General features: G+C 62.6%; 22 protein-coding genes. 11 read left to right on the top strand and 11 right to left on the bottom strand.

All coding sequences use genetic code 11. The features are described from left to right. Positions 1–128 precede the first annotated feature (128 nt). The 7 genes from AB3X10_RS16625 (at position 129) to AB3X10_RS16655 (ending at position 7,381) form a co-directional block, all read left to right on the top strand. On the top strand, positions 129–1,232 hold the full coding sequence (locus AB3X10_RS16625; RefSeq protein ID WP_369976452.1) for a sensor histidine kinase: 1,104 nt from the start codon (positions 129–131) through the stop codon (positions 1,230–1,232). Then, the gene (locus AB3X10_RS16630) at positions 1,229–1,996 is read left to right on the top strand and encodes a LytR/AlgR family response regulator transcription factor (protein ID WP_369976454.1); all 768 of its coding nucleotides are present in this window, start codon (positions 1,229–1,231) and stop codon (positions 1,994–1,996) included. Before AB3X10_RS16625 ends, AB3X10_RS16630 begins: the two co-directional genes overlap by 4 nt. Positions 1,997–2,186: 190 nt before the next feature. Then, complete coding sequence (locus tag AB3X10_RS16635) at positions 2,187–2,609, top strand: hypothetical protein (RefSeq protein WP_369976456.1); 423 nt, start codon at positions 2,187–2,189, stop codon at positions 2,607–2,609. A 27-nt stretch (positions 2,610–2,636) separates the two neighbouring features. Continuing rightward, positions 2,637–3,638 carry an XVIPCD domain-containing protein gene (locus tag AB3X10_RS16640; RefSeq protein WP_369976458.1) on the top strand — a complete coding sequence of 334 codons (1,002 nt, stop codon included), beginning with the start codon at positions 2,637–2,639 and terminating at the stop codon, positions 3,636–3,638. A gap of 388 nt (positions 3,639–4,026) precedes the next feature. Beyond that, entirely contained in the window at positions 4,027–4,632 is a 606-nt protein-coding gene (locus AB3X10_RS16645) for a hypothetical protein (protein ID WP_369976460.1), read from the top strand. A gap of 425 nt (positions 4,633–5,057) precedes the next feature. Continuing rightward, positions 5,058–5,555, top strand: a complete 498-nt coding sequence (locus AB3X10_RS16650; protein ID WP_369976461.1) for a hypothetical protein — start codon at positions 5,058–5,060, stop codon at positions 5,553–5,555. 5 nt (positions 5,556–5,560) lie between these two features. Continuing rightward, positions 5,561–7,381 carry an XVIPCD domain-containing protein gene (locus tag AB3X10_RS16655; protein ID WP_369976462.1) on the top strand — a complete coding sequence of 607 codons (1,821 nt, stop codon included), beginning with the start codon at positions 5,561–5,563 and terminating at the stop codon, positions 7,379–7,381. Between the two features lie 165 nt (positions 7,382–7,546). Here the strand turns inward: AB3X10_RS16655 and AB3X10_RS16660 are convergent, their stop codons facing one another. Next, positions 7,547–7,843, bottom strand: a complete 297-nt coding sequence (locus tag AB3X10_RS16660; RefSeq protein ID WP_369976463.1) for an XAC0095 family protein — start codon at positions 7,841–7,843, stop codon at positions 7,547–7,549. A 307-nt stretch (positions 7,844–8,150) separates the two neighbouring features. On the opposite strand from AB3X10_RS16660, the gene AB3X10_RS16665 reads away from it, so the two are divergent. The 4 genes from AB3X10_RS16665 to AB3X10_RS16680 all read left to right on the top strand — a co-directional run bounded on the left by AB3X10_RS16665 (position 8,151) and on the right by AB3X10_RS16680 (position 15,036). Further along, entirely contained in the window at positions 8,151–10,019 is a 1,869-nt protein-coding gene (locus tag AB3X10_RS16665) for a DNA/RNA helicase domain-containing protein (RefSeq protein WP_369976464.1), read from the top strand. A 151-nt stretch (positions 10,020–10,170) separates the two neighbouring features. After that, positions 10,171–12,801, top strand: coding sequence for a hypothetical protein (locus tag AB3X10_RS16670; RefSeq protein WP_369976465.1), 2,631 nt, complete (start codon positions 10,171–10,173; stop codon positions 12,799–12,801). Then, the gene (locus tag AB3X10_RS16675; protein ID WP_369976467.1) at positions 12,794–13,939 is read left to right on the top strand and encodes a hypothetical protein; all 1,146 of its coding nucleotides are present in this window, start codon (positions 12,794–12,796) and stop codon (positions 13,937–13,939) included. Before AB3X10_RS16670 ends, AB3X10_RS16675 begins: the two co-directional genes overlap by 8 nt. Then, entirely contained in the window at positions 13,936–15,036 is a 1,101-nt protein-coding gene (locus tag AB3X10_RS16680; RefSeq protein WP_369976468.1) for a hypothetical protein, read from the top strand. The genes AB3X10_RS16675 and AB3X10_RS16680 overlap by 4 nt, the downstream gene beginning before the upstream one ends. Here AB3X10_RS16680 and AB3X10_RS16685 read toward each other — a convergent pair. From AB3X10_RS16685 to AB3X10_RS16730, 10 genes are all read right to left on the bottom strand, one after another. Next, entirely contained in the window at positions 15,031–16,266 is a 1,236-nt protein-coding gene (locus AB3X10_RS16685; RefSeq protein ID WP_369976470.1) for a Druantia anti-phage system protein DruA, read from the bottom strand. The two genes, AB3X10_RS16680 and AB3X10_RS16685, sit on opposite strands and share 6 nt — an antisense overlap. 157 nt (positions 16,267–16,423) lie before the next feature. After that, positions 16,424–16,852, bottom strand: coding sequence for a hypothetical protein (locus AB3X10_RS16690; RefSeq protein WP_369976471.1), 429 nt, complete (start codon positions 16,850–16,852; stop codon positions 16,424–16,426). Beyond that, positions 16,836–17,486, bottom strand: coding sequence for a transcriptional regulator (locus AB3X10_RS16695; RefSeq protein WP_369976473.1), 651 nt, complete (start codon positions 17,484–17,486; stop codon positions 16,836–16,838). Before AB3X10_RS16695 ends, AB3X10_RS16690 begins: the two co-directional genes overlap by 17 nt. 105 nt (positions 17,487–17,591) lie before the next feature. Then, a complete protein-coding gene (locus AB3X10_RS16700) occupies positions 17,592–20,261 on the bottom strand; it encodes a M1 family metallopeptidase (protein ID WP_369976474.1) in 2,670 nt (889 codons plus the stop codon). Positions 20,262–20,498: 237 nt separating this feature from the next. Further along, positions 20,499–21,731 carry a hypothetical protein gene (locus AB3X10_RS16705; protein WP_369976476.1) on the bottom strand — a complete coding sequence of 411 codons (1,233 nt, stop codon included), beginning with the start codon at positions 21,729–21,731 and terminating at the stop codon, positions 20,499–20,501. Positions 21,732–21,776: 45 nt separating this feature from the next. Beyond that, positions 21,777–22,076, bottom strand: a complete 300-nt coding sequence (locus AB3X10_RS16710; protein WP_369976478.1) for a type II toxin-antitoxin system RelE/ParE family toxin — start codon at positions 22,074–22,076, stop codon at positions 21,777–21,779. A gap of 1 nt (position 22,077) precedes the next feature. Continuing rightward, positions 22,078–22,362: a CopG family ribbon-helix-helix protein gene (locus tag AB3X10_RS16715; RefSeq protein WP_369976480.1), complete on the bottom strand. Its 285-nt coding sequence runs from the start codon at positions 22,360–22,362 to the stop codon at positions 22,078–22,080. Between the two features lie 244 nt (positions 22,363–22,606). Further along, the gene (locus AB3X10_RS16720) at positions 22,607–23,302 is read right to left on the bottom strand and encodes a hypothetical protein (RefSeq protein ID WP_369976482.1); all 696 of its coding nucleotides are present in this window, start codon (positions 23,300–23,302) and stop codon (positions 22,607–22,609) included. Then, a complete protein-coding gene (locus AB3X10_RS16725; RefSeq protein WP_369976483.1) occupies positions 23,292–23,822 on the bottom strand; it encodes a MarR family transcriptional regulator in 531 nt (176 codons plus the stop codon). The genes AB3X10_RS16720 and AB3X10_RS16725 overlap by 11 nt, the downstream gene beginning before the upstream one ends. Positions 23,823–23,959: 137 nt before the next feature. Beyond that, positions 23,960–25,252 (bottom strand): adenylosuccinate synthase, encoded by a 1,293-nt coding sequence (locus tag AB3X10_RS16730; RefSeq protein WP_369976485.1) that lies wholly within the window; start codon positions 25,250–25,252, stop codon positions 23,960–23,962. Positions 25,253–25,434 lie beyond the last annotated feature (182 nt).

A 25,434-nucleotide genomic window follows, 5' to 3' on the forward strand; every position in this document is an offset into this window, starting at 1 on the left:
CTGCCCCGCGCCCAGCGATCCGGGACGAATCGTCGTGCCCGCGTGACCAATCGTCGCCATCGGCCGCCGCGCTTCTCAGCGCACACGACCGCGCTTAGGATCGGCGCATCCCGTCCGAGCATCGCCCGATGAAGATCCGCCTGGGTTCCACGGAAATCGGCCTGATCCGATACCTGACCCTGTGGACGGCCGTGGTCGTGGCCTTCGCCGTGCAGGGCTATGTGTACGACGTGTTCAACAGCGGCGACCACCGCTGGGCGATCAGCGACTACCTGCGCTGGTCGATGATCCAGTGGTACACCTGGGCTGCGCTGGCCCCGCTCGTGTTCCAGCTGGGCGAGCGCTTCCCGATCGTCACGCCGTTGCAGCTGCGCTTGCTGGGGCGGCAACTGCTCGCCAGCGGCGGTGTCACCGCGCTGGCGATGCTCATCGGCGCCATCGTCTCGCCAGGCGCGTTCTCCGATCAGCTCGGGCAGTTCATCGGCAAGCACTTCGCGATCGGCCTGCTCACCTACTGGGGCCTGCTGGCGATCCAGCAGGCGCTGCACTACCGCAGCGAGAGCGACCGCCGCGAACTGGAAGCCGGGCGCCTGGCCACGGAGCTGGCGCAATCGCGGCTGCAGGCGCTGAAGACCCAACTGCAACCGCATTTCCTGTTCAACACCCTGCACGCCATCGTGACCCTGCTCGACGAGGACGTCGCCTCGGCCGAGGACATGCTGCTGCGCCTGAGCGAACTGCTGCGCGCGCTGCTGGAGGAATTCGACGGCCAGGAAATCACCCTGCGCCACGAACTCACCCTGCTCGACCTGTACCTGGGCATCCAGCGCAAGCGCTTCGGCGACCGCCTGACCACGCGCCTGTACATCGACCCGGCCACCCTGGACTGCGCGGTGCCGAGCCTGCTGCTGCAGCCGATCGTGGAGAACGCCATCCAGCACGGCATCGGCCGCCACGCCGGCGCCGACTGCGTGGAGATCGAGAGCCGGCGCGAGGACGGCCAACTGCGCATCGAAGTGCGCAACCGCAGCAGCACCCTGGGCAACCGCAGCGACGCCGCCGGCCATGGCATCGGCCTGTCGAACACGCGGCTGCGGCTGCAGGAACTGTACGGCGCGCACGCCGAGATCCGCCTGGACATGCTCTGGCCGCAAGGCGTGGCGTGCCGCATCCGCATGCCGTTCCGCGAACTGGAGGATGCCGAAGGCGCGCCGGAGCACGTGCCCGCATGACCATCACCGCGCTGGTCATCGACGACGAACCGATCGCCCGCCACGCCATCGTGCGCCTGCTGCGCGAACACGCCGACATCGCCCTGCTCGGCGAATGCGGCGACGGCGCCGCCGCGGTGGCCGCGATCCGCGACCACTCGCCGGACCTGGTGTTCCTCGACATCCAGATGCCGGAAATGACCGGCATGGACGTGGTCGCGCAGATCGGCGCCGAGCGCATGCCCGCCACCGTGTTCGTCACCGCCTACGAGCAGTACGCCGTGCGCGCCTTCGAAGCCAACGCGCTGGACTACCTGGTCAAGCCCTTCAGCCGCGAACGCTTCGCCGCCACCCTGCAACGCGCCAAGGCGCGGCTGGGCGGCGCCGGCAACAACCCCGCCCACCTCCTGCAGGCGCTGGACGCATTGCGCCAGCGCGACGCCTACCTGCAGCGCATCGCCGTGCGCGTGGACGAACACGTGGCGTTCGTCGCCGTGGACGACATCGTCTGGATCAAGGCCAACCGCAACACCGTGCAACTCCACGTGGCCGGCGCCGTGCACGAACTGCGCGAGACCATGGCCGCCCTCGGCGCGCGCCTGGACCCGCGCCACTTCGCCCGCGTGCACCGCTCCGCGATCATCAACGTGCGCCGGGTCAAGGCCATCCACCCCTGGTTCAACGGCCACCACGTGGTGACCATGGACAACGGTCAGCAGTTGCGCATGAGCCGGTACCAGCATGAGGTGTTCCTGCGGTTGGTGACCAATGGCGGAGGGGAATGAGGCGGGCGCGGCGGCCGTAAGGGCAGGACCTCGGCCTAGCTCCGCAAGGCGCTCCAACGCACACCGTCCGGCACCGGCTCGCGGCGGCCCAGGCACCGAATCGACAGGCGCAGCCGGCGCATTTACAGTGGGCACATCGCCTCGCCGCAGCACCGCAGTGCGACACGCCGGGCCACACAAGGAGAAGCACATGAAGCCGTGGCTCGTCGCCGCCCAGATCGCCGGCCTTTTGTTCGTCGCAGGAGCATGCAGCATGTCCGCCGCCGCAAAAAAGACCCCGATGGCCTCCGATGTCCTGGCGGTGCCAGCGGACCTGCCGACCCAGCGCCTGTTCGACTGCGCCGAGACCAGCATCACCAAGTTGTCCGAGACCAGCAGTTCCTGGCCCAAGGTCACGCGCAAGGACGACGCCAAGGGCGTGCTGGAATCGGGCAACTTCGAAGAAGAGAACCGCAGCGGCTTCCGCATGCGCATCGAGCGCGCGCAGGGCGCCGGCCAGGCCAGGATCACCCTCAAGGGCGCCGGCGCCTACTTCGTGGATCTCGGCGTGGAACAGGCGATGAAAGACCTCAAGGCCTCGCTGGACAGTTGCGTCGCCACCCAACCGCACTAACCCCGATCACCAAGGAAGGAGACAGACATGCCCGATTATTCGATTGAAGCACGCTCGCTCGGCGTCGCCGGCGTGGCCGGCCACGACTACTGGGTACTGCGCGACGAGCACGGCAAGGCCCTGGCCGAACTGCACGGCCTGGCCACGGACCGGCAGACCGGCGAAGCCATCCCGATCGGCACCGACGAAAGCAAACACTCGTTACGCGCCTGGCACTACCCGCACGATGCCGGCTACGCCAGCTCCATCGGCGCCAAGGTTGACAGCACCAGCTACATCCAGGAGGGCCAACCTTCGCGCACCGTCCTCACCGGCGACAAGGACCAGATCCTGGCGCGCTGGAACACCGCGGTCAGCGCCGTCCCCGAACTCAACGCGCAGGACATGAACTACCCAAACTACGGCTTCAAGGTCTTCGGCGAGACCGTCAACAGCAACTCCGCCTACCGCACCTTCGGCGAATTGATGGACGTGCCGGTCAACGACTTCCCCGGCCGGCTCGAGCCGGGTATCGACAACCGCATGCTGTCGCAGGAACGCACCGAAGCACTGCGCTACCGCGAGCAACCGGACCAGGACCGGCAGCGTGCGCCCGCACCGGCCGACGCCCCTGCGCGCCAGGGATCCCAGGACCCCGCCATGCTGCAGCAGATCCGCGGCAAGGTCGAAGGCCTCAATGGTCCCGGCCAGTTGGACCCGGCCGACAACGACCGCGTCAGCGCCAGCCTGTACGCGCTGGCCAAGCAACACAACTTCAGCAGCGTCGACCAGATCGCCCTCAGCGAGAAGACCAGGACCGCCCCGGCCGGCGAGAACATCTTCATCGTGCAAGGCGCCTCCGACGATCCGGCCAAGCTGCGCGCGCACATGCCCACCGCGGAAGCGGCGCAGACCCCGGTCGAGCAGTCGTTCGACAAGGCGCAAGCGCAGCAACCCAACCCGCAGGTGCAGGAGCGCGGGCAGCAGCAAGTGCAGAACCAGGTCCAGGCGCAGGAAGCGCAGCAGCGGCCGATGGTGCAGGCGTTGTAGCACTGCTGCTTGCAGTGGCCGGCCACCTCAGCAACAGGTGGCCGCATATCGCCTGCTAGCCCCGACAGAACGCCTGTTCGCAAACAGGCAATCGATCACTTGGACGGTTGCGTGGCCGGTGTAACTGCTTCCTTCTTGGTTGCCTCGACCCTGCTCCAACTCAGCATCTGGCTCGCGGGAATCAGAAAGCGCGGCTTGTGCTCGTCACTGAGTCCGCCAGGCGGCGTCACGTAGAAATCCGACCTCAACCGGGTCAACACAAAGCCTTCTGCCAGAGCTCACCAAACCACGCCATGCCGCAACAGATCCGCAGCAACAGCTAAGGCGCGCCTGACAACAGGTGTGAACATGGATCAGTTCCACGACTCGCAAAAAAGGAGTAAACAGCGTGAAAAGCAGCTCCAGTCTTCTACTGGCCTTGGTGCTCGTTCTCTCGCCAGCCTTTTACGCAAACACTAGCCAGGCAGCCCACGAAGTTCAAGGAAGCAACATGACCGCTAACACTGCGGTGACTCCGGCTGATCTGGGGCATCGCTTTCTAGCGATGATCAATAACGTCGACAGCTTCGACGACCTATCAGCGAATTCAGTGCAGCGCCTCCTGGGAGTTCCGCTCACCACGAATGGGGAAAACAGCTCCGGCTTTTACGTCTTGAAACCCCCTAACGCCCATTGGGAATATAGCCTAACTTACAACTTCGACAAAAAGTTCCGCAGGTATTCCAATGTAAAACTGGAAATGCTCGAATCAGAAACCGCAAGTGAAGCAACCCCACCTCCCTGCGACCTTATACTGAAAGAGTACGATGCATCGCTAAAGGAGTCAGGATTCAAACCCGAACCGACGTCATACAACGAATTCGCCTGGGCACTCGCCTTCTATTATTCGCGCAACGGCATCTATGTCCAGGTCGTCCCGCAGAACAAGGCATTGAAATCCGCCGAAAGCGCAGATAAAAGTTGCATCGAAGAGATCAGCATCCACGATGCCTAGGGATGACGAGGATGTCGGCTGCCAATGTACCTCCATTGGCGGAGGCCTCCACTGACAGTCAACGCCGACAGCCCCATCCCGCAGCAGATCCGTAGCAAGGCCGAAGGACCGACTGGACAGCCGGCCATTCGACCGGTTCGTGGCCTTGGTCTACGACAACAACCTGGCAGCGCAGTACCATGTTGTCACCTTTACTTCGGCCGCGCGCCCCCTGGACGCGTTGCCCATCAAGCTTGGCGTTCACCAAGAGGCTGAAGCATGAAGATCGAATTCGGCATGGAATGCGTCCACTTTCGCGGTGGCGCCAAGAAGGAGCACGCGACGTGACAAGAATTTCAAATATCCTACTAGCGTTAGCGCTCACCACCTCTTCAACCTCCTGTGCAACCACTGGTATGGCAGCCGATGAAAGCCAAGGAAGAAACATGAACCAGCACACCGAAATGAGCCCGAACGAATTGGGGCGTCGCTTTCTAGCAATGATAAAGGAAGCAAAGAGCTTTAAGGACCTATCGGCAAATGCCGTGCAACGCTCAATAGGAAAGCCGTTCGATCCGAACGGGACCGAGGAAAATGGATTCTATACGCTCAACTTGCCGGGAGGCGACTGGCAATATAGCGTGATCTACAATTTCGATGAAAAATTCTCTGAGTATTCCAACGTCTCGCTCAAACTAATTGAATCGAGAAATTCAGAAAATCCTCCACAACCTCCCTGCGACCTACCAGTCGAAGAATATGTCAGAGAATTGAAGTCGGCCGGATTTACACCTCAACCGGAATCCCACAACGAAATCGGCAGACTATTGTCCGTGCAGTACACACGCGACGACATGTTTGTTCAAATCATCCCGCAAGACCAGGCTTCCAAAACCGGACAACTTTGCATCGAGACGATCAGCGTTCGCGAATTTGGGGAGTGACAAGGATGGCAACCGCAAATGCACAATTGCAGACCGCATTGGCAAGCTTTTCAAGCCAGCCGGGCGTGACGCCTGATCAAGAGGCGCAATTGCGCGCAGCGCTCTCGTCCGATCAAGACCTTGTAGAACGCCTAAATCAACAAGCTGCCAGCGGCCACCTCAATGGATTCGCATTGAGTCCGAGTGGCGCAGACTCGTTGATTGGCTCTTACGACAAGTCGTCCGGCATCGTGACCCTGCCGACACTCCAGGCCGGACCAGCCGCAGCCACCGATTTGCGCGCGGCGTTGCGGCTTCAGGAAATGAGCATGCGCTTCGCTCACAGCACCTACATCGATGGCCATCAACAAAGCCAGGCCGTGACGCCGGACATGGTCACCAACCTGCAAGCGACCATCAACAGTTCGCCGGCTTTGGCAGACGAAATGAAACGCGCTGTCACGACGATCGACAGCAGCAACAGCCGAGATAGACAGCAGCATATGCTGCTCGAGAATTTCGCACCGCTCAGCGGCACGGTCGCGGGCGGCACGTTCAATCCGGCGAACAAGACGATGAGCATTCCACCCAGCACGCTGGCACCATCGCCAAGCCAATTCAACCGGAACAACGCCGTCGACCTGACATTTGTATTGGGGCACGAAACCCAGCACGCCTTCAACCAAGTGTCGATGGCATCCGCTTACCGGCAGTTCGACGAAGCCGCCAAAGCGATTGCGAGAGACAACAACCCGATCAACGACTACACCGTACCGATCGAAAATTTGGTTGAGAGCAATCGCCAGGATGAAGCCAAAGCACAGATTTCAGGGTGGAACGCGTTGTTAGACAGGGTACGACAGCACGATCCTGCAGCGAATTTGACCACAATGATGAACGTCCCGAGCAATCGCATGAAGGACTTCGTCAAACCCGACCCATCCAATCCCGGCCAAGCCCAAGCACGACCGGGCTTGAGCTTCAACGCCGATGGCTCACTCCCGATGACACCGGAGAACATTGCCACCCAGGGACGCTATTACTTCGACAAAGCCGCAAGAGGCACCCCTGGCCTGCCATTGGATCAGACGACCAGCATCGGCTTCCACGGCGACTCCGACTACCCCAATTACTACGGCGCCGGCGCCGTGAGCCGCGCGATTGCGATCGACAGAGACAACGCGCACGCGGTCGGCGGCGTCGCGCCGCAAATGCACCTGAACATGCAACGCCTACACTTTAACGAGACCTTGCTGGAGCGCAACGGCATCACCTTGCCTCAGGCCACCGCGACCACCCCGCAGGAGTACTGGGATACCAGCACCACCCCGCCAACGCGCGGCCTGCTGCAACACACGCGGGACTCGCACCAGCACATCAGTCCAACGCCGGAGCTTGATCCTCCGCAGCCAGGACGTGCCCAGCCGGGCGACCCTGGACATCCCGACACCCCCTTGTTCGAGAAGATCCGCGATGGCGTGCGCGGGCTGGATCAACAGGCCGGCAAACCGTGGGACGAGAACAGCGAGCGGCTGAGCGCGAGCCTGTTGCTGTTGGCGGGCGAAAAGGGCTTCACGGCAAAGGACGACCTGAAGATTGCGACCAACACGCCCACCGCCACCTTGGGCAGCGGCGAGGTGGTGCACCTGTGGCGCGACGGCCACTCGTCGCCCGATCCCGCCGCGCACCGAGCGCACATGCCCATGCAGGAAGCGCTCGCCATGCCGGCGGAACAGCGCTTCGCGCAATTGGATGTGGTGCAGCAGCAAGCCAGGACAGAGGAACTGCAACGCAGCCAACAGCAGGAGACCGTGCAGGCGCAATCGGCGCCGGTACGTTCGATGTAGTCGCCGCAAGCCCTCCCACCGTGCGTCAGTGCGGGCACGGCATCGACCCGGCCGCGGCGGCGTCAGCAGCCGCGAGCGATGGGCTGCATAACAGCGGCGACTCCATCACCCAAAGACTGCACGCAGGAAGCGAATGGCGACTTGCCTATCGCAGACGAGAACCGGTCATGGTGCCCCGCTATCGGCGCCATAACCCCGCGCCTGATACGGAGACTGACGCTGCGCCGGCCACGACACCTCGCGCAGCACCATGTCCAGCTGCTCCGCGAGCAGTTCCATGCATATCGCCAGTTCACCCGCACGCACCTTCGGTGCGGCCTCGCGCTCTTCGTCCACAGTGCGTGGCTGCGCTAGTCGCGCTAGGAAACGCATATGATCGCGCAGCTGCTGCAGGCGGTACTGCGCTTCTTCTGGCAGGTAATAGCCAGGATCCGAATCAGAATGACGGGCGGCCTCGCTCATAGCATCTCTCGCCAAACGGCATGAAGATCCACCCGTTGTCGGAGGTGGTAGCCCGCTGTACGAGGAGTTCCTAGGCTCCGTGTGGCAATCTTGATATCGCTGGCGCGACGCGTCAAGTCGCCTCATTCGCTGGATCTTGCATGCTGCAAGCGATGACTAGGATGCGCCAGATTTGTATACGAATTGCTCCAAAGCACCCTGGGTACTACGAACCGATGGCGCGCACCAATGCAAAGACTTGTCAGCCAATGCGCATCGGTTCAAAGTTCGAGCGAGCAACGGAAGGCATTCAGGGGGAACGCCGAGCGTGATCGTTTATCAGTCGACCCGTGCCGCGTTCCTGAAAGACTCGGAGCAGCAGGCAATCGAGGACATCATCTCCACCGCCTTCATTCAGAAGACGGGCCGATACGCACCGGAGAGCGAGTTCCGTGCCTGGCGCCACTCGCTTACCCAGATGGCCGACGTCCTCAGCGACGACAGCCTGCCCGCGGACATGGGCGTCGGCATTGAGTTCGGCATCCCGCAGACCGCCAAGCGCATCGATTTCATCCTGAGCGGGCTCGGCGAAGCAGAAGAACCACGGGCGATCATTGTCGAGCTCAAGCAATGGTCCACGTCCGCCGTCACCGACAAGGACGGCATCGTCAGGGCGCAACGCGGCGGACCGACCGAGACCGAAGGCCCGCACCCGTCCTACCAAGCTTGGTCGTATGCGGCCCTGCTGCAGGGCTTCAACGAGGCAGTACACGAGGGCGGCGTCCAGCTACGGCCTTGCGCCTATCTGCACAACCACTTCCGCGACGGCACCATCGACGATCCTCGCTACAACGCATACACCGACAAGGCGCCGCTGTTCCTGCGCGGCGTGGAGGAAAAGCGCAAGCTGCGCGACTTCATCCGCCAGCACGTGCGCCATGGCGACAACGGGGAGTTGCTCTACAAGATCGAGAACGGCCGCATCCGCCCTTCCAAGATGCTTGCCGACAGCGTGGTCGGCATGCTCAAGGGCAACCAGGAATTCGTGCTGATCGACGAACAGAAACTGGTCTACGAAACCTGTCTGGCGCGCGCCGCGCAGGCCAGCGCCGAACGGAAGCAGGTGGTGATCGTCAAGGGTGGCCCAGGCACCGGGAAGTCTGTGGTGGCGGTGAACCTGCTGGTCGAACTAACCAAGCGCGGCACCACCACCAAGTACGTCTCCAAGAACGCGGCGCCACGTGCCGTGTACGCGCAGAAGCTGGCCGGTCACATCCGCAAGATTGAGATCGGCAACCTGTTCTCCGGCTCGGGCAACTTCCACCAGACCGAACCGAACGTGTTCGGCACGCTCGTGGTGGACGAAGCGCACCGTCTCAACGAGAAGAGCGGCCTGTACGGCAACCTCGGACAGAACCAGGTTATGGAGCTGATCCGCAGCGCCCACTGCACCATCTTCTTCGTGGACGACGACCAGATCGTCACCCTCTCCGACATCGGCCACACCGGAGAACTGCGCCGCTGGACCTCGTACCTCGGCGCAGAAGTGACCGAGCTGGAACTGGCCTCGCAGTTCCGCTGCGCCGGCTCGGACGGCTACATCGCGTGGCTGGACAACTTCCTTGGCCTCCGCGAGACCGCCAACACCGATTTCGACCGCAACGCCTTCGACTTCCGCATCGTCGACTCGCCGGTGGAACTGCACAACCTGATCCGCGAGAAGAACAAGCTCAACAACAAGTCCCGCGTGGTAGCCGGCTATTGCTGGGACTGGAAGAGCAAGAACAACCCGGATGCCTGGGACATCGAGATCCCGGAGCACGACTATCGTGCGCAATGGAACCTGGGAAGCGATGGCAGCTTGTGGGCCGTCGCCGAAAGCTCGGTCGAGCAAGTCGGATGCATCCACACCTGCCAGGGGCTGGAACTGGACTATGTAGGCGTGATCATAGGGCCGGACTTGGCGTGGCGCGAGGGCCAGGTACTCACTGACCCAAGTCAGCGCTCTAAGCAAGATCGATCAATCCGCGGATACAAATCGCAATCCAAGGGCAATCCCGAGGTTCACGACCGTGTAGACCGAATCATCCGCAATACCTACAAGACCTTGATGAGCCGAGGTATGAGGGGATGCTATGTCTATATCGATGATCCAACATCTAAAGTCGAATCGCCTAAGCGACTCCCGACCCACTAACCTAGGCACGCGATTTACACCCGAGCATCAACCTAGACACCTTGGTATGACAGTCGTCTTGGAGGAGGGGGGGTACCTGCCTCTTACAGGTAGCGCTCTGGCCTCCGGCGAAGTTGGTTCTATTTGTAGTTGCGCAGAAGGAGCGTGAAGGATGTATAAGTTCGGACCTGAACTGGATCCGGCGACTGTCGCATGGTTGAAGAAAGGCGCTGTGTTTCCCGAAACGCTGGAAGTTCACTTGCGTGACGATCAGATTCGCCGTTACACCATCTTGGAGCGTGACGAGCATGGCGTAGTTGAAGCGCTACGCGAAGGACGGCGCGGCAAGAAAGGCTTCGTATTGTGCGTGCGCGACCAAGAATCCGGCGATAATTACGCCGCCAAACTCTGTATACCAGAGGACTATACCAACTCAACACCTCTTACTGAGCTTGAATTTTCCAATGCGCTAAAGGATCTCGACGAACTGGTTCTGCGCCCGAAAGTATTAGGTACTGTCAAGCGATTCGAGACCGAACCTCGGCACTCAGAAACCAGCCGGTGGATCTGCTTCATCAGCGAATGGCTGGAAGGCATCACACTACGGGACCTGATCGATCAGTCTGCCGAGGAGATCACGCCAGCGCTCGTTGCTCATGTCGCCAAGGATCTACTCACCGCTATCTTGGTGATGGAAGAAATGGGGTACAAACACGACGACCTGAACTTGGGCAACCTGATGCTCGAGCAGCCCAACGCGAGACTGGCCGCTATCAATCCGGCCAAGGCGGTACGTAGGCTGCGGATCATTGATCTGGGTAGCATGAAGCCGTTCGACAAAGCGACCACCAAACCGGACGATGACTGGTCGCTATCGGCCAGGTGCCTGGCGGAGTTGCACAATACCTTACATGCGAATCGATCGCTGGCCTCGCAGCACCCCTTGTTCCTGAAAAGCCTGCGAGATTTCATCCATGATTTGGCGGACGATCCATCCCGCAAGTTCCCGGACCGTGGCGATTACATACGCAGCATTGAACGAGCCGAGCAGCTAATCACCATCGAGCCTCGCGCGGAAACCGTGTTCCACCCCTTGGAAGCCATCAGTGCGGAGCATCTCGCCGACGATGACATCTTACTTAAATTATTCGTCAAACACTTACCTTGGCTATCGCTCGTACAGGGACCGAACCCTTGCGTCTTGATCGGGCCGCGGGGCTGCGGCAAGTCGATGGTGTTCCGTTACATGGCGACCAAGACCCACATTACGTCAAAGGAATCCAATGCTAGTGTCCTGAAGGAAAGCGGAATCTTCGGGGTGTACGTTGGATGCTCCAGTGATCTGGGTCACGACCTAGTCTGGCTCAGCCGCAAGGGCAAAGGGATTGCGGACTATGTTGATCAAATCTCTGACTACTTTAACTTAGTCGTTGCCAGAGAACTGATGCGGGCGCTCGCCAGTGCCGCGTGCGCGACAGAATTTACCAAGGCGCTGGGCTTGACAGAACAAGGCAAGCGGCGTGTCGCGGATTTTCTTGAAGGAGCCCTAGAAAAAAATCTGCGTAGGGTGCATGTCAGCGGGATGGAAATATTTCAGTCCTGCGCGGACACTCTGGACAGGCTTCGGCTTGGTCTCGCGCGGGAGATGCGCACTGGCCCAGGACCTGGCCTCGGGACCGGAGCGACCTTCCTCAGGGACTTATGCGCGAAGATCGTCGAGGAGATGCCTGCGTTCAAGACCTACAGCATCACATTCCTACTTGACGACTACACCGAGCACCGCATCTCGAAGCCCGTGCAGGAAATCCTCAATGGCATCATCTTCCAGCGTGTACCTTGGATGATTTTCAAGGTTTCCAGCGAACCGTATGGCTTCGATTCGGCCACCTTTTTCGAAACCCGTGTGGATCCCGTGCGCGAGTATGTACCGATCGACGCCGGCACCAATTGCCTAGACATGTCTGCCGCAGACCGGCGACTGTTCGTCACTGACCTATTGGATCGCCGTCTTAGAGTTGCCAAGTTTGCTGGCACCGCCGATACACTGATCGGCGAAAGCCAGTACATCAGCGACCCGAAACTCGCCGAAGCCATCAGGAGCAGACGCAAGGGCAAGCACACGTACTACAACGGACTGAATGTCCTCTCAAATGCTTGGAGCGGCGATGTGGCCACTGTCCTTCACATCGTGAACAACATGTTCGCCGACGCCGGCGTCAATGCAATGTCAAACAACCGTATTTCCAATGATGTCCAGCACAACGCCATAGTCCGAGTTTCAAAGGGGCTGCGCGGCCGTGTGCAGAGCTACTCCCCGTTCGGTCAGGATATGAGTGTCATTCTCTCAGCTTTTGGTGATTTGGCAGCTCGCTTACTTATTGACTATAGAGCCAGGGTACGCAATGGCAACAGCGGCGACATAAACCGCAAGTACAGGATCGAATGGACATTGCCCGAAGGTGCTGACACCGAATCCGAACTGACGAAGTTCGACCCCTCCGGTGGGCTTTACAGCCTATACAAAGAACTCATCCGACGTGCAGTGTTCCACGAGAATCTGCAGAGCCGAGGAAAGGAGGGGCCCGGTCGTCGCACCGTCCGCCTGCAGATCCGCAGCTCCTTACTTCCTAGCTTTGGCACATCTCTACAGCATGAGAACCACTTAAAAATCGACAAAACTGACGAGTTCGTCGAGTTCCTGACCCGGACCAGACGCTGGACTGAAGGCGTCATAGCGAGGTACAGCACGCCCGAAGTCATGCTTGGCGGCCTTTTCGACGAAAGGGGCGACACACGTGATTGAACGCAAAAGATTTCTCGTCCGGACCGTGACAGCATCGGACTGTCTGTGCGAACTTCCGACCCTGCAGCCATATACGCCTGCGGCGCTTTCCTTAGACGTCTTCATAGTTGCTGCCGGCTTCGAGGAACGGGTACTCGAGGCGCCCAACCGCCTCCGGGATGACGGCATAGCGGTCACCGGAGAGATCCTGATTGGCAACTACCGGACCAACCTCTCTGATAATCAGCAACGCTATGAGGAACTGGCACCAACACTGGCGTCGTTCGGTGCCGCAATGAGCGGGTTCGATGCCGACGATCCGGCGGAGGTGGTGTCGGTAATCACGGATGCGCTGCAACGCCAGCCGTCAACCGAGTTGCATGTGGGATTCGACGTCAGCGGCGCGTCCTCGACGCTAATCTTGGCAATCATGGCCGCATTGGCGCGCTTTCCCCAATCGATCGCACTCACCGTGTTCTACACGACCGCGCAGACCTACGACCAGCCCCGTTCAGATGGTCGGGAAACGCTGGTACTAGATGATCAGAGAGAGACAGGCATCAGCACCGAGCCGCTGAGCGCACCGTTCAGCGGCCATCATCACGATCACCTTCCAGTGTCGGTCATCGCGCTGCCCTCACTGTACACAGATCGCTTGGAAGCTTGCCTGGCCCACCTGAACGTCGGCCCGATCACCGGATCTGCGGACAACTTGTACTGGCTACTCCCCGCTACTGGCGCAGATGAGCACAAGTGGAGGCAGAACCACACCCGTAACGCCGTCAGGGACCTAATGCTCCGGCTACAGGGACGGGAGGACGAAGGCACTGAAAGCGAAGTCATCCGTGCCGATGATATGGAGACCTGCGACGTACTCGACTATGCGGACACCACTCGGCGGCTAGTCGATCGCATTGACGAACTCCCGGGACGCAACATATCAATCGTTCACATGGGGAGCAAGCTGCAGGCAATTGGCGTGGCATTAGCGGCAGCCGCACGTAGCGAGGTGGCGGTACTGACCGTCAGACCGGCATCTTTTAACGCGAGCAAGTACTCGTCGGGGATCGGCCGGACCTTCGTCCTCCATTTTCCAAACCTCGGTACCGCCGTGAAGGCCATCGCGAACATAGGCACACTAGAGATCTCCTGCCCATGACCAATCTCACCCGGCAACCTTGGGCGAATTTGGTGGGCCCGAAGGGTCGCACGCTCCTTTGTATCACCACCCTCGGCCACCGCCGCTTCATCGACGACGCAATGCAAATAGTAGGGCTGCCCTGCGGCTCACGCTTGCTACTGCGCTACCGCAAACGCTACATCGCGCCCGATCTATGGGAGGCTGCCAAGGCGGGTAATCTCGATCAATGGCACGTGCTGGTCGTCATCGGCGCTGATGTCAGCGGTACGATTCGCTTCGAACCATTGCGTGTCGGCAGTATCTACCGACTGTCCATAGAGGGAGAGATACTGACTCTTGAGGTCGCCCTTGGCGGGTTCGCCGCGGACGGCAACTATGTTTGGCCTGGGGTGGCGTCTATAGCAAAGTCTCTACCGACCTCGCTCGCAGGTGACATGAATCGGTCGGGGCACTACCTTCAGGCTTTGAGGGAATGTCCCTCGAACGTAATTATTGAGGAGTCCGTGGAGGCTTGGGAACGCGCTGCGGATGTCTTCTTCGAGCTGGACACTCAAGGCAAAGTGCCGTTTCTGTACTTGATGCAAAGCCAATCTCAGGTCTTTGCGAGGTATAGGCAATCCGGCGAGTTAGTGGTCGAGAGCGGATCAAAGCTAGCTTGGGATATTCACACTCGGTCTGCGCCCATCAAGAGCGCTATCGTCAACCCACTGGGTGAAGTCTTGATCGAAGTGTCGTGCCAGCCCATGCGAATGGTCACATCCAGACGCATTCGCGTTGACTCGCAGCGGGACGTCAAGCGGATGCAACTTACCTGTGATGCAGTGTTTCGAACCGTACCAGGCCACCTTTCGGTGAAGGTTATTGTCTTCAAGGCTGATTCTTCAAACATCACTTGCGCCACCGAGCGCAATCCGGTCTCGCTGTCGAGATACGACATTCCCGTCCGCGCGGGATGGATGCTTCCGACCATTGCATCGCTTGCCGCGGCGATGGCGGCAACTGTAGCGATGCTTGACAAGGCCGAATGGGGAGCCTGGGGGAATGTTGCAGCGATTAGCGGCGGCGTGCTTGTCTTCCTAAGTCTCAAACTCGGTTTCCGCTCAGGTGGCTCATGAGAACTGATCTAAACCTGCTTCCAATTTCGACCGTGCGTTAAACTGATTCCAATCGGGTCGACTTGCAACTCTCTTCAGACACCATCGCTCCTTCCAGTGATCGACCCAAGCTTGATCATCGAAGGTCAGCATTTCCGGCAGCTCGCCGAGACGATGCACTCTATCTAGGTTAGACGCGAACTCGAAGATAAAGACCTCGCGTTCGAGCCCATGCTCCAAGTATGTTCGTGGGATACCAAGTGCAGCGAGCGCATTGATCACATTTTGCCAACGCACTTTTGGCCCATGCCCGAAACCTGCCGGCACGTGTTTACCATGATCCTTGAGCCAAGCGACGATATGTGGATAAAGACCTTCCAAATGCACGGTGCCGAAGCCTCTCGTAAACCCAAGAGGCTTGGCGAGCAAATGGTTGCCGATCCTCAATCGATTATAGATAGAACTACGTCCGAACGCACTTGTGGTCGTGACCGCAAGCAGAGGCTGGGGAAGGCGACGATCCTCGATCTCCGTCTGGGCTGAGGCATACTTGCGCCAATAGAGTTGCCTGACTTTTTCCGAGTGAATGAAGCCTGCAACAAGCTTGCCGCCGATCAAGGGGGCGTAGGTCGGGGAAGCGCCGACCGTATAGGCATCCAAGGTGGTGTTGACGACGGCAAGCTTGTCGGCCTTTCTGGCTCCCAAGTACTGATCTCGGCATTTGAGGTCCGCAGAAGGCGATTGCAAACCGATTAGGCCGATAACGGCCTCGTGGTGCTTATCCATCACTAAGAAACGTAGACGCCGACCGTAACCCTTAGAGAACGGCATTGACCAGTATGAGCGAAGGAGCCGGAAGAGCTGACCTTCAAGGCTTCTGTGCGCCCCCACCTCCACCAGTTCCGGTTCTATGCGCTTAGGGTCGATGCTGGAGGGTTCCGGGAAGAACCGGGCGTACTTCGCAAGGTCGCGCCTAAGACTCGCCCGATCAATGTCCCGATCATGGCGTTTAGCTTGCACGTGAAGTGATCGTAGTGCCGCCTTGTCTCCTAACTCGATAGCCTGCTGAGTCCGATCCCAAGCGGCGATGATATCTTCCACCAGCTCTCCACCGGATAGCACCCGGCTAAGGCAGGTAGCTTCAGTGGCTACATTTTCAGCCGTAACAGGCCGTTCCGGATCAGTTAGTACCGCTGGCATTGGCGGTTCCGGCAGGGCAGCCATGGGCAGGCGGGTTGCAAAAGGCAGCATGGCACATGGTCGTTCACCAGCCTGTATTTGGTCAACAACTCGAAGGGCTGTCCCCAACGACCTCCACGATAGCCGGGTGGTTCAGCAACGTCCAAAACTGCTCATACCTTCTCCTCCATGAAATGCGTCGTGCTTCGATGATTAGACCAACTGCAGTTTAGGCGTCCAGCACCTGAACTTCATGCCCCAACGCCACCCGCACCGCATCACACGCCTCAATCAAATCCAGCACCAGCCGCTCGCTCACATCCAGCTCGCCCTCGTACTCGGCGACGTTGCGCTGGTGGTGGCACTTGTCCAGCACCCGCCACACCTCCGGCCCCAGGCCCAGGGTGTGCGGCAACACCTGGAACACGATGTAGCGGTTGTTGGCGCGGTAGCCCTTTGCCCGCAGCGCCGCCAGGCACAGCGCATGCGCGGCGTTGTAGGCCAGGTCGAGTCGGCTTTCCAGGGACAGCGTGGCGTTCTTGGCGTCGCCCAGGCGGGCCAGGCCCGAGCGCGTCAGGCCTTCCAGTTCGCGTTGGTCGGTCGGTTCGGCGCTGAGTTGCTTGCCGGGGCCGGACAGGTTTTCAAGTGGCGAGGTCATCCATGCCTCCGATCACCCAGATCTTGGGTTGCTGCAGCACGCGCTGCAGGAACGCGTTTTCGTCGCGCAGCCGCTTGAGGTAATCGGCACGCGTGTACAGCGTGGGATTGACCGGGCGGCCCAGCCGCGCCTGCATGCCATCCAGCACGCGCATTAGGTCGGCATAGCCCAGCGTATCGGAGATCACCATCAGGTCGATGTCGCTGCGCGCGGTGTCGCTGTGCTTGGCGACCGAGCCGTAGACGAAGGCGGACACGATGTCCGCGGCGATGGGCTGCAAGGCCTCGCCGAGCGGGCCGGCCAGGCCGATGGTCTTCTGCACGATGCCGAGCAGCTCGTCGTGGATGGGCGAGTGCGGGTTGGCCTGGTAGCGCTTCTGGTTGCCGGTGCGCTGCACCGTGAGCAGGCCGGCGTCGGCCAGCTTGGCCAGTTCGCGCTGCACCGCACCGTTGCCGGCGCCGGCGGCCGCGATCAGTTCGCCGACCCCGAAGTCGCGCTGCGGCTGGCCGTACAGCAGGGCCAGCACGCGTTGCTGGGTGCGGGTGAACAAGGCATCGGCCAGGCCCGATGGCCGCGCGGTTGCGGCACGCGGCGCTTCGGTCTTTGCAGCGGCGGTGGCGGCTTTGTTACCCATAATGGGTAGGTTATTACCCAATCTGGGTATTTGCAAAGCCTTTTGGCTGGGCCGGGCGAAGGCTCCCTGGTCGGGAGCCAGCCGCACTCGACCAGCCACCCACCCTCACCCCTTCCGCCCCGCCAACCACGCCTTGATCTGAGGCACCCGCTGCGCACGCAGCCTCACCCGCGTGCGGATGTCGGCGATGGCCGCCTCCGCATCGCGGCGCGAGGTCGCGGCGAGGTAGCGCTGCGCATACGCCTGGATCTTGTCGACCATCTTCAGGTCGACCGAGCCGGCGCCCAGGTACGGGTAGTAGCGCGCGCGCGAGGTGGTGTCGATCAGGGTGTCCACGCGGGTGCGATGGGCCACGGCGAAATCGAAGGCCAGGTCCGGGTGCTCGCTCGCGACGCTCGAGATCATGGAGGCGCTGTTGGTGGCGCCGGGTTCGTCGGTCAGCGCCATCTCCAGGGCGCGTTGCGCCAGGGCGTCGTCTTTGGCGGCGGCCAGCAGCAGGTAGTCCTGGTCGCGGATCATCGCGGTGGTTTCCTGCTGCGCCATGCGGTGCAGGGCATCCCAGGTGGCGGCGTCGGCGTTGCGCGCGACGATGCCCAGCACGCTGTTGCGCAGCTCCGGCGGCAAGGCCTTGGGGTCGGCCTGGAACGTGGCGAAGCGGCGGCGCGCTTCGGCGATCACGTTGGCGTCGCCCATGCCGCCGAGGGTGTCGATCAGGCCCGCGCGCAGTTGCTGCACCTGGGCGGAATCGCCTTCGCGGTCGTCCCAGCCCAGCGTGGCGAATTCCGGCGCCAGTCGCGACAGCGCGTAGCGGCGCCAGGCCGCCTGGGCCTGCGGGTCGCCCTGGAACAGGTCGTCGATGCCGGCGTAGATGCCTGACACGGTGGCCCACAGGTCGGGCACGGCGCCCACCGGCACCTTGCCGGCCAGGTCGAGCAGATCCGCTTCCGGTTGCAGGCCGACCTTTGCCATCGCACTGGTGTCCAGCAGCACGCCGAGCCGGTCCACCACCGGCAGCGTGGCGAAGCCGTCGGTCAGCATCTTGAACTGCGCGGGCGCATACAGCGTGCGGTAGTAGCCCTTCTGCCCGGCGTTGACCAGTATCGGTGCCGCGCAGCCGGGCAGCTGCAGCTGCGCGTTGCCGTCCACCAGCACACGCACTTCATTGCCGCCGCTGCGCACGGCCACCGGCACGTGCCAGCGCAGCGGCTGTTTGTCGGGGCGGTCGAGGGTGTATTCGCCCTGCTCCAGGCGCACGACGGTGGCGCCGGCGTTGCAGCGGGTCGCGACCTTGATCAGCGGCACGCCGGGCTGCAGGGTGAAGTCGTGCGCCACCTGCAGGAACTGCTTGCCGGGCGCGGCGGCGTCGATTTCCTGCCACAGGTCGCCGGTGACGGCGTTGCCGTAGGCGCGCTTCTTGATATAGCGGCGCACGCCGTCGCGCCATGCGTCGGTGCCGACGTAGTCCTCGAGCATGCCGATCACCGCCGCGCCCTTCTGGTAGGTGATGCCGTCGAAGGCCTGGCTGGCCTGTTCGACGGTGGCCACGGCCTGCACCACCGGGTGGGTGGTGGCGTAGGCATCGCTGCCCATGGCGGCGCGGCTGTCGTAGGCCGGGCCGGTCTTGTCGATGTCCCATTCCGGGTGCAGCTTGGCGGTGGTGCGGCCTTCCAGCCAGGTGGCGAAACCTTCGTTGAGCCACAGGTCGTCCCACCAGGCCATGGTCACCAGGTCGCCGAACCACTGGTGCGCGATCTCGTGCGCGGCGGTGGTGAACACGCGCTGGCGGTCGGTGACGTCCGACACCGCAGGATCCAGCAGCAGCGAATGCTCGAAGGTGAAGATGGCGCCCCAGTTCTCCATGGCGCTGAAGAACTGGCTGCTGCCCGGCGCGGCGATGTTGTCCAGCTTGGGCAGCGGGTACGGCACGCCGAAGTAGGCGTTGTACTCGCGCAGCACGTCGCGGCCGGACTCCAGCGCGAAGCGCGCCTGCCCGGCCTTGCCCTGCTGCGCGATCACGCCGATCTCGGTGCCGTTGTCGCCGGTGAGCGCGGTGCGCTCGAACTCGCCCATGCCCAGGAACAGCAGGTAGGTGGACATCTTCGGCGTGGTCTGGAACGCGACGCGCTTGCGGCTATGGCCGAGGTCGGTGGTGCTGGCCACGGGCATGTTGCCGACCACCATCTGCGCGGCCGGCGCGATCACCGCCAGGTCGAAGGTGGCCTTGAAGTCGGGTTCGTCCCAGGACGGCAGGAAGCGGCGCGCGTCGGAGTTCTCGAACTGCGTGTACAGCGCACGGCGCTGGCCCTGCGCGGTGGCGTAGTCCAACGCGAACAGGCCGTTGGCCTGGGTGTTGATGACGCCGCTGTAGGCGATGGACAGCACGTAGCTGCCGGGCGCCAGCGGCTTGGCGAAGACGAAGCTGGCGGTCTGCGCGTCGGCGTCGGTGGCGACCTTGGCCACCAGCGCGGCCTTGGCCTTGCCGCCGGTGAGGGTGCTTTGGCCGAAGCGCAGGTCGGCCGCCTGCAGCACGATGCGGTCGGTGGGCTGCAGCACGTCGAGCGCGATGCGGACCTTGCCGTCGAACGTCATCTTCTCGGCGTGCGGGGTGATCTCCAGCGCGTAGTGGCGCGGCCTGGCGGTGCGCGGCAATTGCGTGGTGACCGCGGCGGCCGGCGCCGCGGCGACGCCGGGCGCAGGGGGTTCCGGCTGCGCGAACGTGCACGGCGAGACGCTGGCCAGGGCCAGGGCGATAGCGGTCGTCAGGATCTGGCGCATGGGGGCTCTTCGAAGGGGCCGGCGCAGGATACAGAGGTGGCACAACGATTGGCGCAGCCGCCTGGACCGGAGACAGCGGAGAATCAGGTCGGACTACCAGCCCGCCAAGGCCGACAACGTGGACGCGGCAGCAAGCGCCATTGCCCTCGCCTCTTCCTGCGCAACCGCGAGCCTGTTCGCGCTCACGGTTTTAGCGTCGATCGAAGAACCCGGCATGCGGCGAAACGATGGCGCCGGCTATGCCGATGCCAGTTGCCGGAGTTGCGCCTCGCTGGGAAAGCCACGCAACCGAAAGCGCGGCGGATAGAACTCCGGCTCCTGCTGCATCAGACCGGCCACCACCGCGACGGCCTTGTCCCAGTCCGCGACCACCACGTCCGCGTCGCCATCGTCCTTGGGCGCGACGAAGGCGATGCGGTCGGCCCTCGGCAAGGAGGTGTCGACATCCTGGGTCCAGGTGGCCAACGAGAACTGATGGCCGCTGCCGTCGTTCTCCTCGAACACGCGGTAGGAGGCGACGAAGATGTCGGCCTGGTTCGCCTCGTGGATCTTTTCCAGGAGCTCCTTCTGCACGGAATAGGTGGACGCCTCCAGCAGACGCCGCAGGTCGGCCTGACGGCGCCGGTGCTCGGGCTGCGGCAGCGCGAAGGGGACGATCCGGCGATCGTCGTCGTAGGCGAATGCCAGCGAGGAAATGCAGCGGCCGTTCGCGGCCTCTTCCAGGCTCAATTCCAGCATGCCCGCCATCGCCGCTTCGTCGCGGTCGCCCACCACCAGCAGGCAATCGCGCGTGGGCAGCATGAACACCGGCCGCCCCTTCACCGGGACGCGCTGCAGCACGTCGGGCAGCAAGGCGCGGCTGGAGTCGTACGCATCCTGCCAGCCACCGCGGAAGACGCCTGCCGCGACCTCCACGAAGCGGTCCGGGGTGGCATCGCGCAGGTTGTCGTGCGCGATGGCCAGGCCCTGCTCGAAGGTGATCCCCCACGCTTCTTTCGGCCCGTGGGCCAGGGTCGAGGTCGAATCGGGGCGGTCGATCGCCAACAACTCGACGCAATCCTCGGCAACCTCGCGCCAGACGGCCACGAAGGGGGCCTCCCAGCCGTGCTCGCGGACATGGTCCAGGCGCATTTCCTCGAACATGCCGCGATGGCGCAGCACGGGCATCAGCATCGGCCGCACCTGCTCGAAGGTCTGGGCCTCGTTTTCTTCGCTGTGCCCCTCCACGAAGGCCGCGACATAGCTGCGCAGAACCTCGGCCCGGCCATGGCGATCGGCAATGCCGTAGGAGTGGTAGGCGTTGTGCAGGTTGATGATCCGCCCGCGCTGGTCGGCAAGGCGGAATTCGTCCGGCCGGTACGTTAGCTCCTCCCGGTAGCCCTGCGCGCGCAACGCCTCCTCGAACAGCTTGGCGAACGCATCCGGGCTGGTCTTGCGCGTGAGCAGTTTGTCGAACAGTGCTGTGAGCATCAGTGGTCTTCCTTGGTGGTTGGCGCGGGCGTCCGCGCCTCGGTTTCATGCATCGCGTGCATAGCCCGCCTCTCGCTGTGCGCGGATCGCCAGCACCACCACCGTATCGGTCACATCCACATAGCGATACGACGCCACGTCACCGCGCGAACCGCGGCCCATCACCAGTTCACGGCTGTCGCCATGCACCGGACGGCCGATCAACGGATTGCCTGCCAGCACGTCGAACGCGCTGACGATCTCCTCGGCTCGCTCTTCTGCATGCGCGCGCTCTTGGTCGCGCAAATACACGGCGATCCGCTCCAGATCCTCGATCACGCCGGGACCGAGGCGAATGCGCGCCACTTCAGTCTTCCAGCTTGCGCGCCACCGGCCGCTTCGCAGGCTTTCCTGCAATCTGGACCCTGAAGTAGGTGCGCGCCTCGTCCCAGGGGATGGTCTCACCCGTCTCCAGGAACTCGACCCAACGCCGATCGGCCTGGGCGTGGAAGTCGGCGCGCCGCTCGGCCAGCTCGGCCTTCTCGGCGATGGCCTGCAGGATGAAATTGTGCGGCGTGGTGCCGGCCGCTTCCGCCGCCTTGGCGATGCGGGCCTTGAGCGCGTCCGGCAGGCGGATGGTGGTGGTGCTCATGCGGGGCTCCCGGCGATGGGTTCGAGGCAATGTAGCACATGTGTGTTACAGGCAGCAGGCAGCCGACCGAGTAGGGTTCAGCTCAGCTGACATGCGCTTTTCCAGATAGACGCGCATGTCGCTTCACGCAATGGCCTTCCCGGACGCGACGATGCCGGCTTAGCGCCGCTCGGCCACCGCGTCGACGTCGGCGCGAGGTTGGGAGTGTCGTCTTGCGTGCGGCATCTTCGTTAAGCGGCGATTTTCACTTTGGCCGCGAAAGGAGCATGGCTTGAAGGCGTTCGCGCACAATCCATGCCCTTCCGGGCTCGGCCACCAAACCGGGTAGCGCATTCGCAAACGCGGGATCGTCCAGCAGCGCCGCAAACGCGTGGGCGACCATGTGCCTCAGGTCTTGCGGCGCCATGGCAAGTTCTTCCACCAGTTCTGGCCGACCGTCGACGACATTGAGCACGTCCTCCAGATCGTGGCTGGAAAGAAAGTCGCCCTGACCCCGCGTAGCGAAGGCCTCGAGCTTCGTCGCGACGAACGCAACCGCTGTCACCATCCGTATGGATAAACGCTCATCCAATTCAACTGACTGAGCGGTTTCCACGGCGTAGACGTACCAACGATTCGAGAAGCCAAGGACCTCGGAATCCACCGGCATCAGATCGAACACCACACCAGACTCACGATGCACCCAACGACAGACCACGCCACTTTCCATCTCGCGGGCGAAGCCTTGCGTCTGTACGCGCTCTTCGATACGACGGAACCGGGACCAGTCCAGATCCACTACCGCATCGACGTCGTAGGTAGAGCGAACGCTCTCGGCCAATGGATCGGACAGCAACAGGCCAACGACTGCACCACCGAGGAAGACGACCTGCTCGCGCAATTCGCCTAGCGCATCGGCGATCGCACGTAGATGCGGCAGATTGGGATCGTCAGCTCGCATCGCCGAGGCCCAACCGTTGCTTGAGGTGCTTGGCAGCCAATGCGCGCTCACGCGCGCGGCCGATGCGCAGGGCGTCCTGAAGCGCCAACAATTCGTACAAGCCAGGATCAGCCAGTGCGGCGTGCGGCGCATTGGCGGACAACGGCGCCACGCCCGGCCCCTTTGCCGTGCCCTCTGCGCTCGGCCACACCGGCGCCTCGCCGGGCGCGCTGGCGATATCCACGGACAGCGGCGGCGCGCCGAACGCCGTGGGGATCCCTCTTCGCACAGGACCCAAGACGGCAGGGAACGCATAGCGCACGCCGTGTACCGCGAATTCATGCAGCGCCGTACGCACCGCCTCCCATTCGCCGCGCCCTTTCTCAAGCGCCAAGCCGGACGCCGTGCATCGCTTCACGCTACGGTGCACTTGCGAGGCACTCATCTGCAGCGCTTCGCCCAAGGATGCATACGTCCAGGATCGCCCTGCTTGAGCGACCTGTTTGTACAGCACCACGAGGTCCTGGGGCTTGAGCTCCACAGCGCACCCTTATTCCATATTCCGGAATATGGAATATCCGCCCCAGGGCACTGCTTTGCAAGTCTTTTGACCAAAAAAGAAGGCCCCTTGCGGGGCCTTCCTGCGGCACTGGTCCCGGCATGCGCCGGGACGCCGGATCAGGCGAACGGATCCTGCAACACCATCGTGTGGTCGCGGTCCGGGCCGGTGGAGACGATGGAGATCGGACAGCCGGCCAGTTCCTCCAGCGCGCGCAGGTAGGCGCGGGCGGCGGCGGGCAGCTTGTCCCACTCGGTGATGCCGTGGGTGTTCTCGCTCCAGCCGGGGAACTCCAGGTACACCGGGGTGCACTCTTCCCAGCCCTGCGCGTCCAGCGGGGCGTATTCGGTGCGCTTGCCGCGGTATTCGTAAGCGATGCAGATCTTCAGCTTCTCCATGCCGTCGAGCACGTCGAGCTTGGTGATGCACAGGCCGGAGATGCCGTTGATGGCCACGGCGCGCTTGAGCGCGACGATGTCCATCCAGCCGCAACGGCGCGGGCGGCCGGTGGAGGCGCCGTATTCGGCGCCGCGGTCGCGGATGCCCTGGCCCACTTCGTCGTCCAGTTCGGTCGGGAACGGGCCGCCGCCGACGCGGGTGGCGTAGGCCTTGGCGATGCCCAGCACGTAGTCGATGGCATCGGCGCCGACGCCGGTGCCGGCCAGCGCGCCGCCGACGGTGGTGTTGGAGCTGGTGACGTACGGGTAGGTGCCGTGGTCGATGTCCAGCAACGCGCCCTGCGCGCCCTCGAACAGCACGCGCTTGCCCTGCTTGCGCAGGTCGTGGAGGATGCCGGCCACGTCGTACTTCATCGGCTGCACGTAGTCGCCAAAGGCCAGCGCTTCGTCGAAGGTCTTCTGGAAATCGACCGCTTCCACGCCCAGGTACTTGGTCAGCACGAAGTTGTGGTAGTCCAGCGCGGTGCGCAGCAGTTCTTCCAGCTGCGGCGGGTAATGCAGGTCGGCGATGCGGATGCCGCGGCGCGCCACCTTGTCTTCGTACGCCGGGCCGATGCCGCGGCCGGTGGTGCCGATGGCCTTGCCGCCGGCGGCCTTCTCGCGGGCCTGATCCAGGGCGATGTGGTACGGCATGATCAGCGGCGCGGCCGGGGAGATCTTCAGGCGCGAGCGCACTTCCACGCCCGCCTCCTCCAGCTCGCTGATTTCCTTGATCAAGGCGGCCGGGGAGATCACCACGCCGTTGCCGATCAGGCACAGCGCGTCTTCGCGCAGGATGCCGGACGGAATCAGGTGCAGCACGGTCTTCTTGCCGTTGATGACGAGGGTGTGGCCGGCGTTGTGGCCGCCCTGGAAGCGCACGACGGCACCGATTTCCTCGGTGAGCAGATCGACGATCTTGCCTTTGCCTTCATCGCCCCACTGGGCGCCGAGCACGACAACTGACTGACCCATGGCTGGGTAACTCCTGGTTTGCTGCGCAGCCATCGGGGCCGCACGGATGTGGTGGCCATGCAGGGGTGGCTGCCGGCACCGGCGGCCGCTCCATCGGGGAACGTCCAGGCGGCGACAGGCCCATACACGGAAAAAGCCGGTCGAGACGCTCGCGTGGAGCGGGTCCGGCCGGCTTTTGTGCA

The sequence above is a fragment of the Xanthomonas sp. DAR 80977 genome, assembly GCF_041240605.1.
GTDB classification, from domain to species: Bacteria; Pseudomonadota; Gammaproteobacteria; order Xanthomonadales; family Xanthomonadaceae; genus Xanthomonas_A; species Xanthomonas_A bundabergensis.

Bases quoted from the DNA above. Each gene is read 5' to 3' on its own strand.
- AB3X10_RS16625 (WP_369976452.1), top strand. From the start codon at position 129: ATGAAGATCCGCCTGGGTTCCACGGAAATCGGCCTGATCCGATACCTG.
- AB3X10_RS16630 (WP_369976454.1), top strand. From the start codon at position 1,229: ATGACCATCACCGCGCTGGTCATCGACGACGAACCGATCGCCCGCCAC.
- AB3X10_RS16635 (WP_369976456.1), top strand. From the start codon at position 2,187: ATGAAGCCGTGGCTCGTCGCCGCCCAGATCGCCGGCCTTTTGTTCGTC.
- AB3X10_RS16640 (WP_369976458.1), top strand. From the start codon at position 2,637: ATGCCCGATTATTCGATTGAAGCACGCTCGCTCGGCGTCGCCGGCGTG.
- AB3X10_RS16650 (WP_369976461.1), top strand. From the start codon at position 5,058: ATGAACCAGCACACCGAAATGAGCCCGAACGAATTGGGGCGTCGCTTT.
- AB3X10_RS16655 (WP_369976462.1), top strand. From the start codon at position 5,561: ATGGCAACCGCAAATGCACAATTGCAGACCGCATTGGCAAGCTTTTCA.
- AB3X10_RS16660 (WP_369976463.1), bottom strand. From the start codon at position 7,843: ATGAGCGAGGCCGCCCGTCATTCTGATTCGGATCCTGGCTATTACCTG.
- AB3X10_RS16670 (WP_369976465.1), top strand. From the start codon at position 10,171: ATGTATAAGTTCGGACCTGAACTGGATCCGGCGACTGTCGCATGGTTG.
- AB3X10_RS16680 (WP_369976468.1), top strand. From the start codon at position 13,936: ATGACCAATCTCACCCGGCAACCTTGGGCGAATTTGGTGGGCCCGAAG.
- AB3X10_RS16685 (WP_369976470.1), bottom strand. From the start codon at position 16,266: ATGCTGCCTTTTGCAACCCGCCTGCCCATGGCTGCCCTGCCGGAACCG.
- AB3X10_RS16690 (WP_369976471.1), bottom strand. From the start codon at position 16,852: ATGACCTCGCCACTTGAAAACCTGTCCGGCCCCGGCAAGCAACTCAGC.
- AB3X10_RS16695 (WP_369976473.1), bottom strand. From the start codon at position 17,486: ATGGGTAACAAAGCCGCCACCGCCGCTGCAAAGACCGAAGCGCCGCGT.
- AB3X10_RS16700 (WP_369976474.1), bottom strand. From the start codon at position 20,261: ATGCGCCAGATCCTGACGACCGCTATCGCCCTGGCCCTGGCCAGCGTC.
- AB3X10_RS16705 (WP_369976476.1), bottom strand. From the start codon at position 21,731: ATGCTCACAGCACTGTTCGACAAACTGCTCACGCGCAAGACCAGCCCG.
- AB3X10_RS16715 (WP_369976480.1), bottom strand. From the start codon at position 22,362: ATGAGCACCACCACCATCCGCCTGCCGGACGCGCTCAAGGCCCGCATC.
- AB3X10_RS16720 (WP_369976482.1), bottom strand. From the start codon at position 23,302: ATGCGAGCTGACGATCCCAATCTGCCGCATCTACGTGCGATCGCCGAT.
- AB3X10_RS16730 (WP_369976485.1), bottom strand. From the start codon at position 25,252: ATGGGTCAGTCAGTTGTCGTGCTCGGCGCCCAGTGGGGCGATGAAGGC.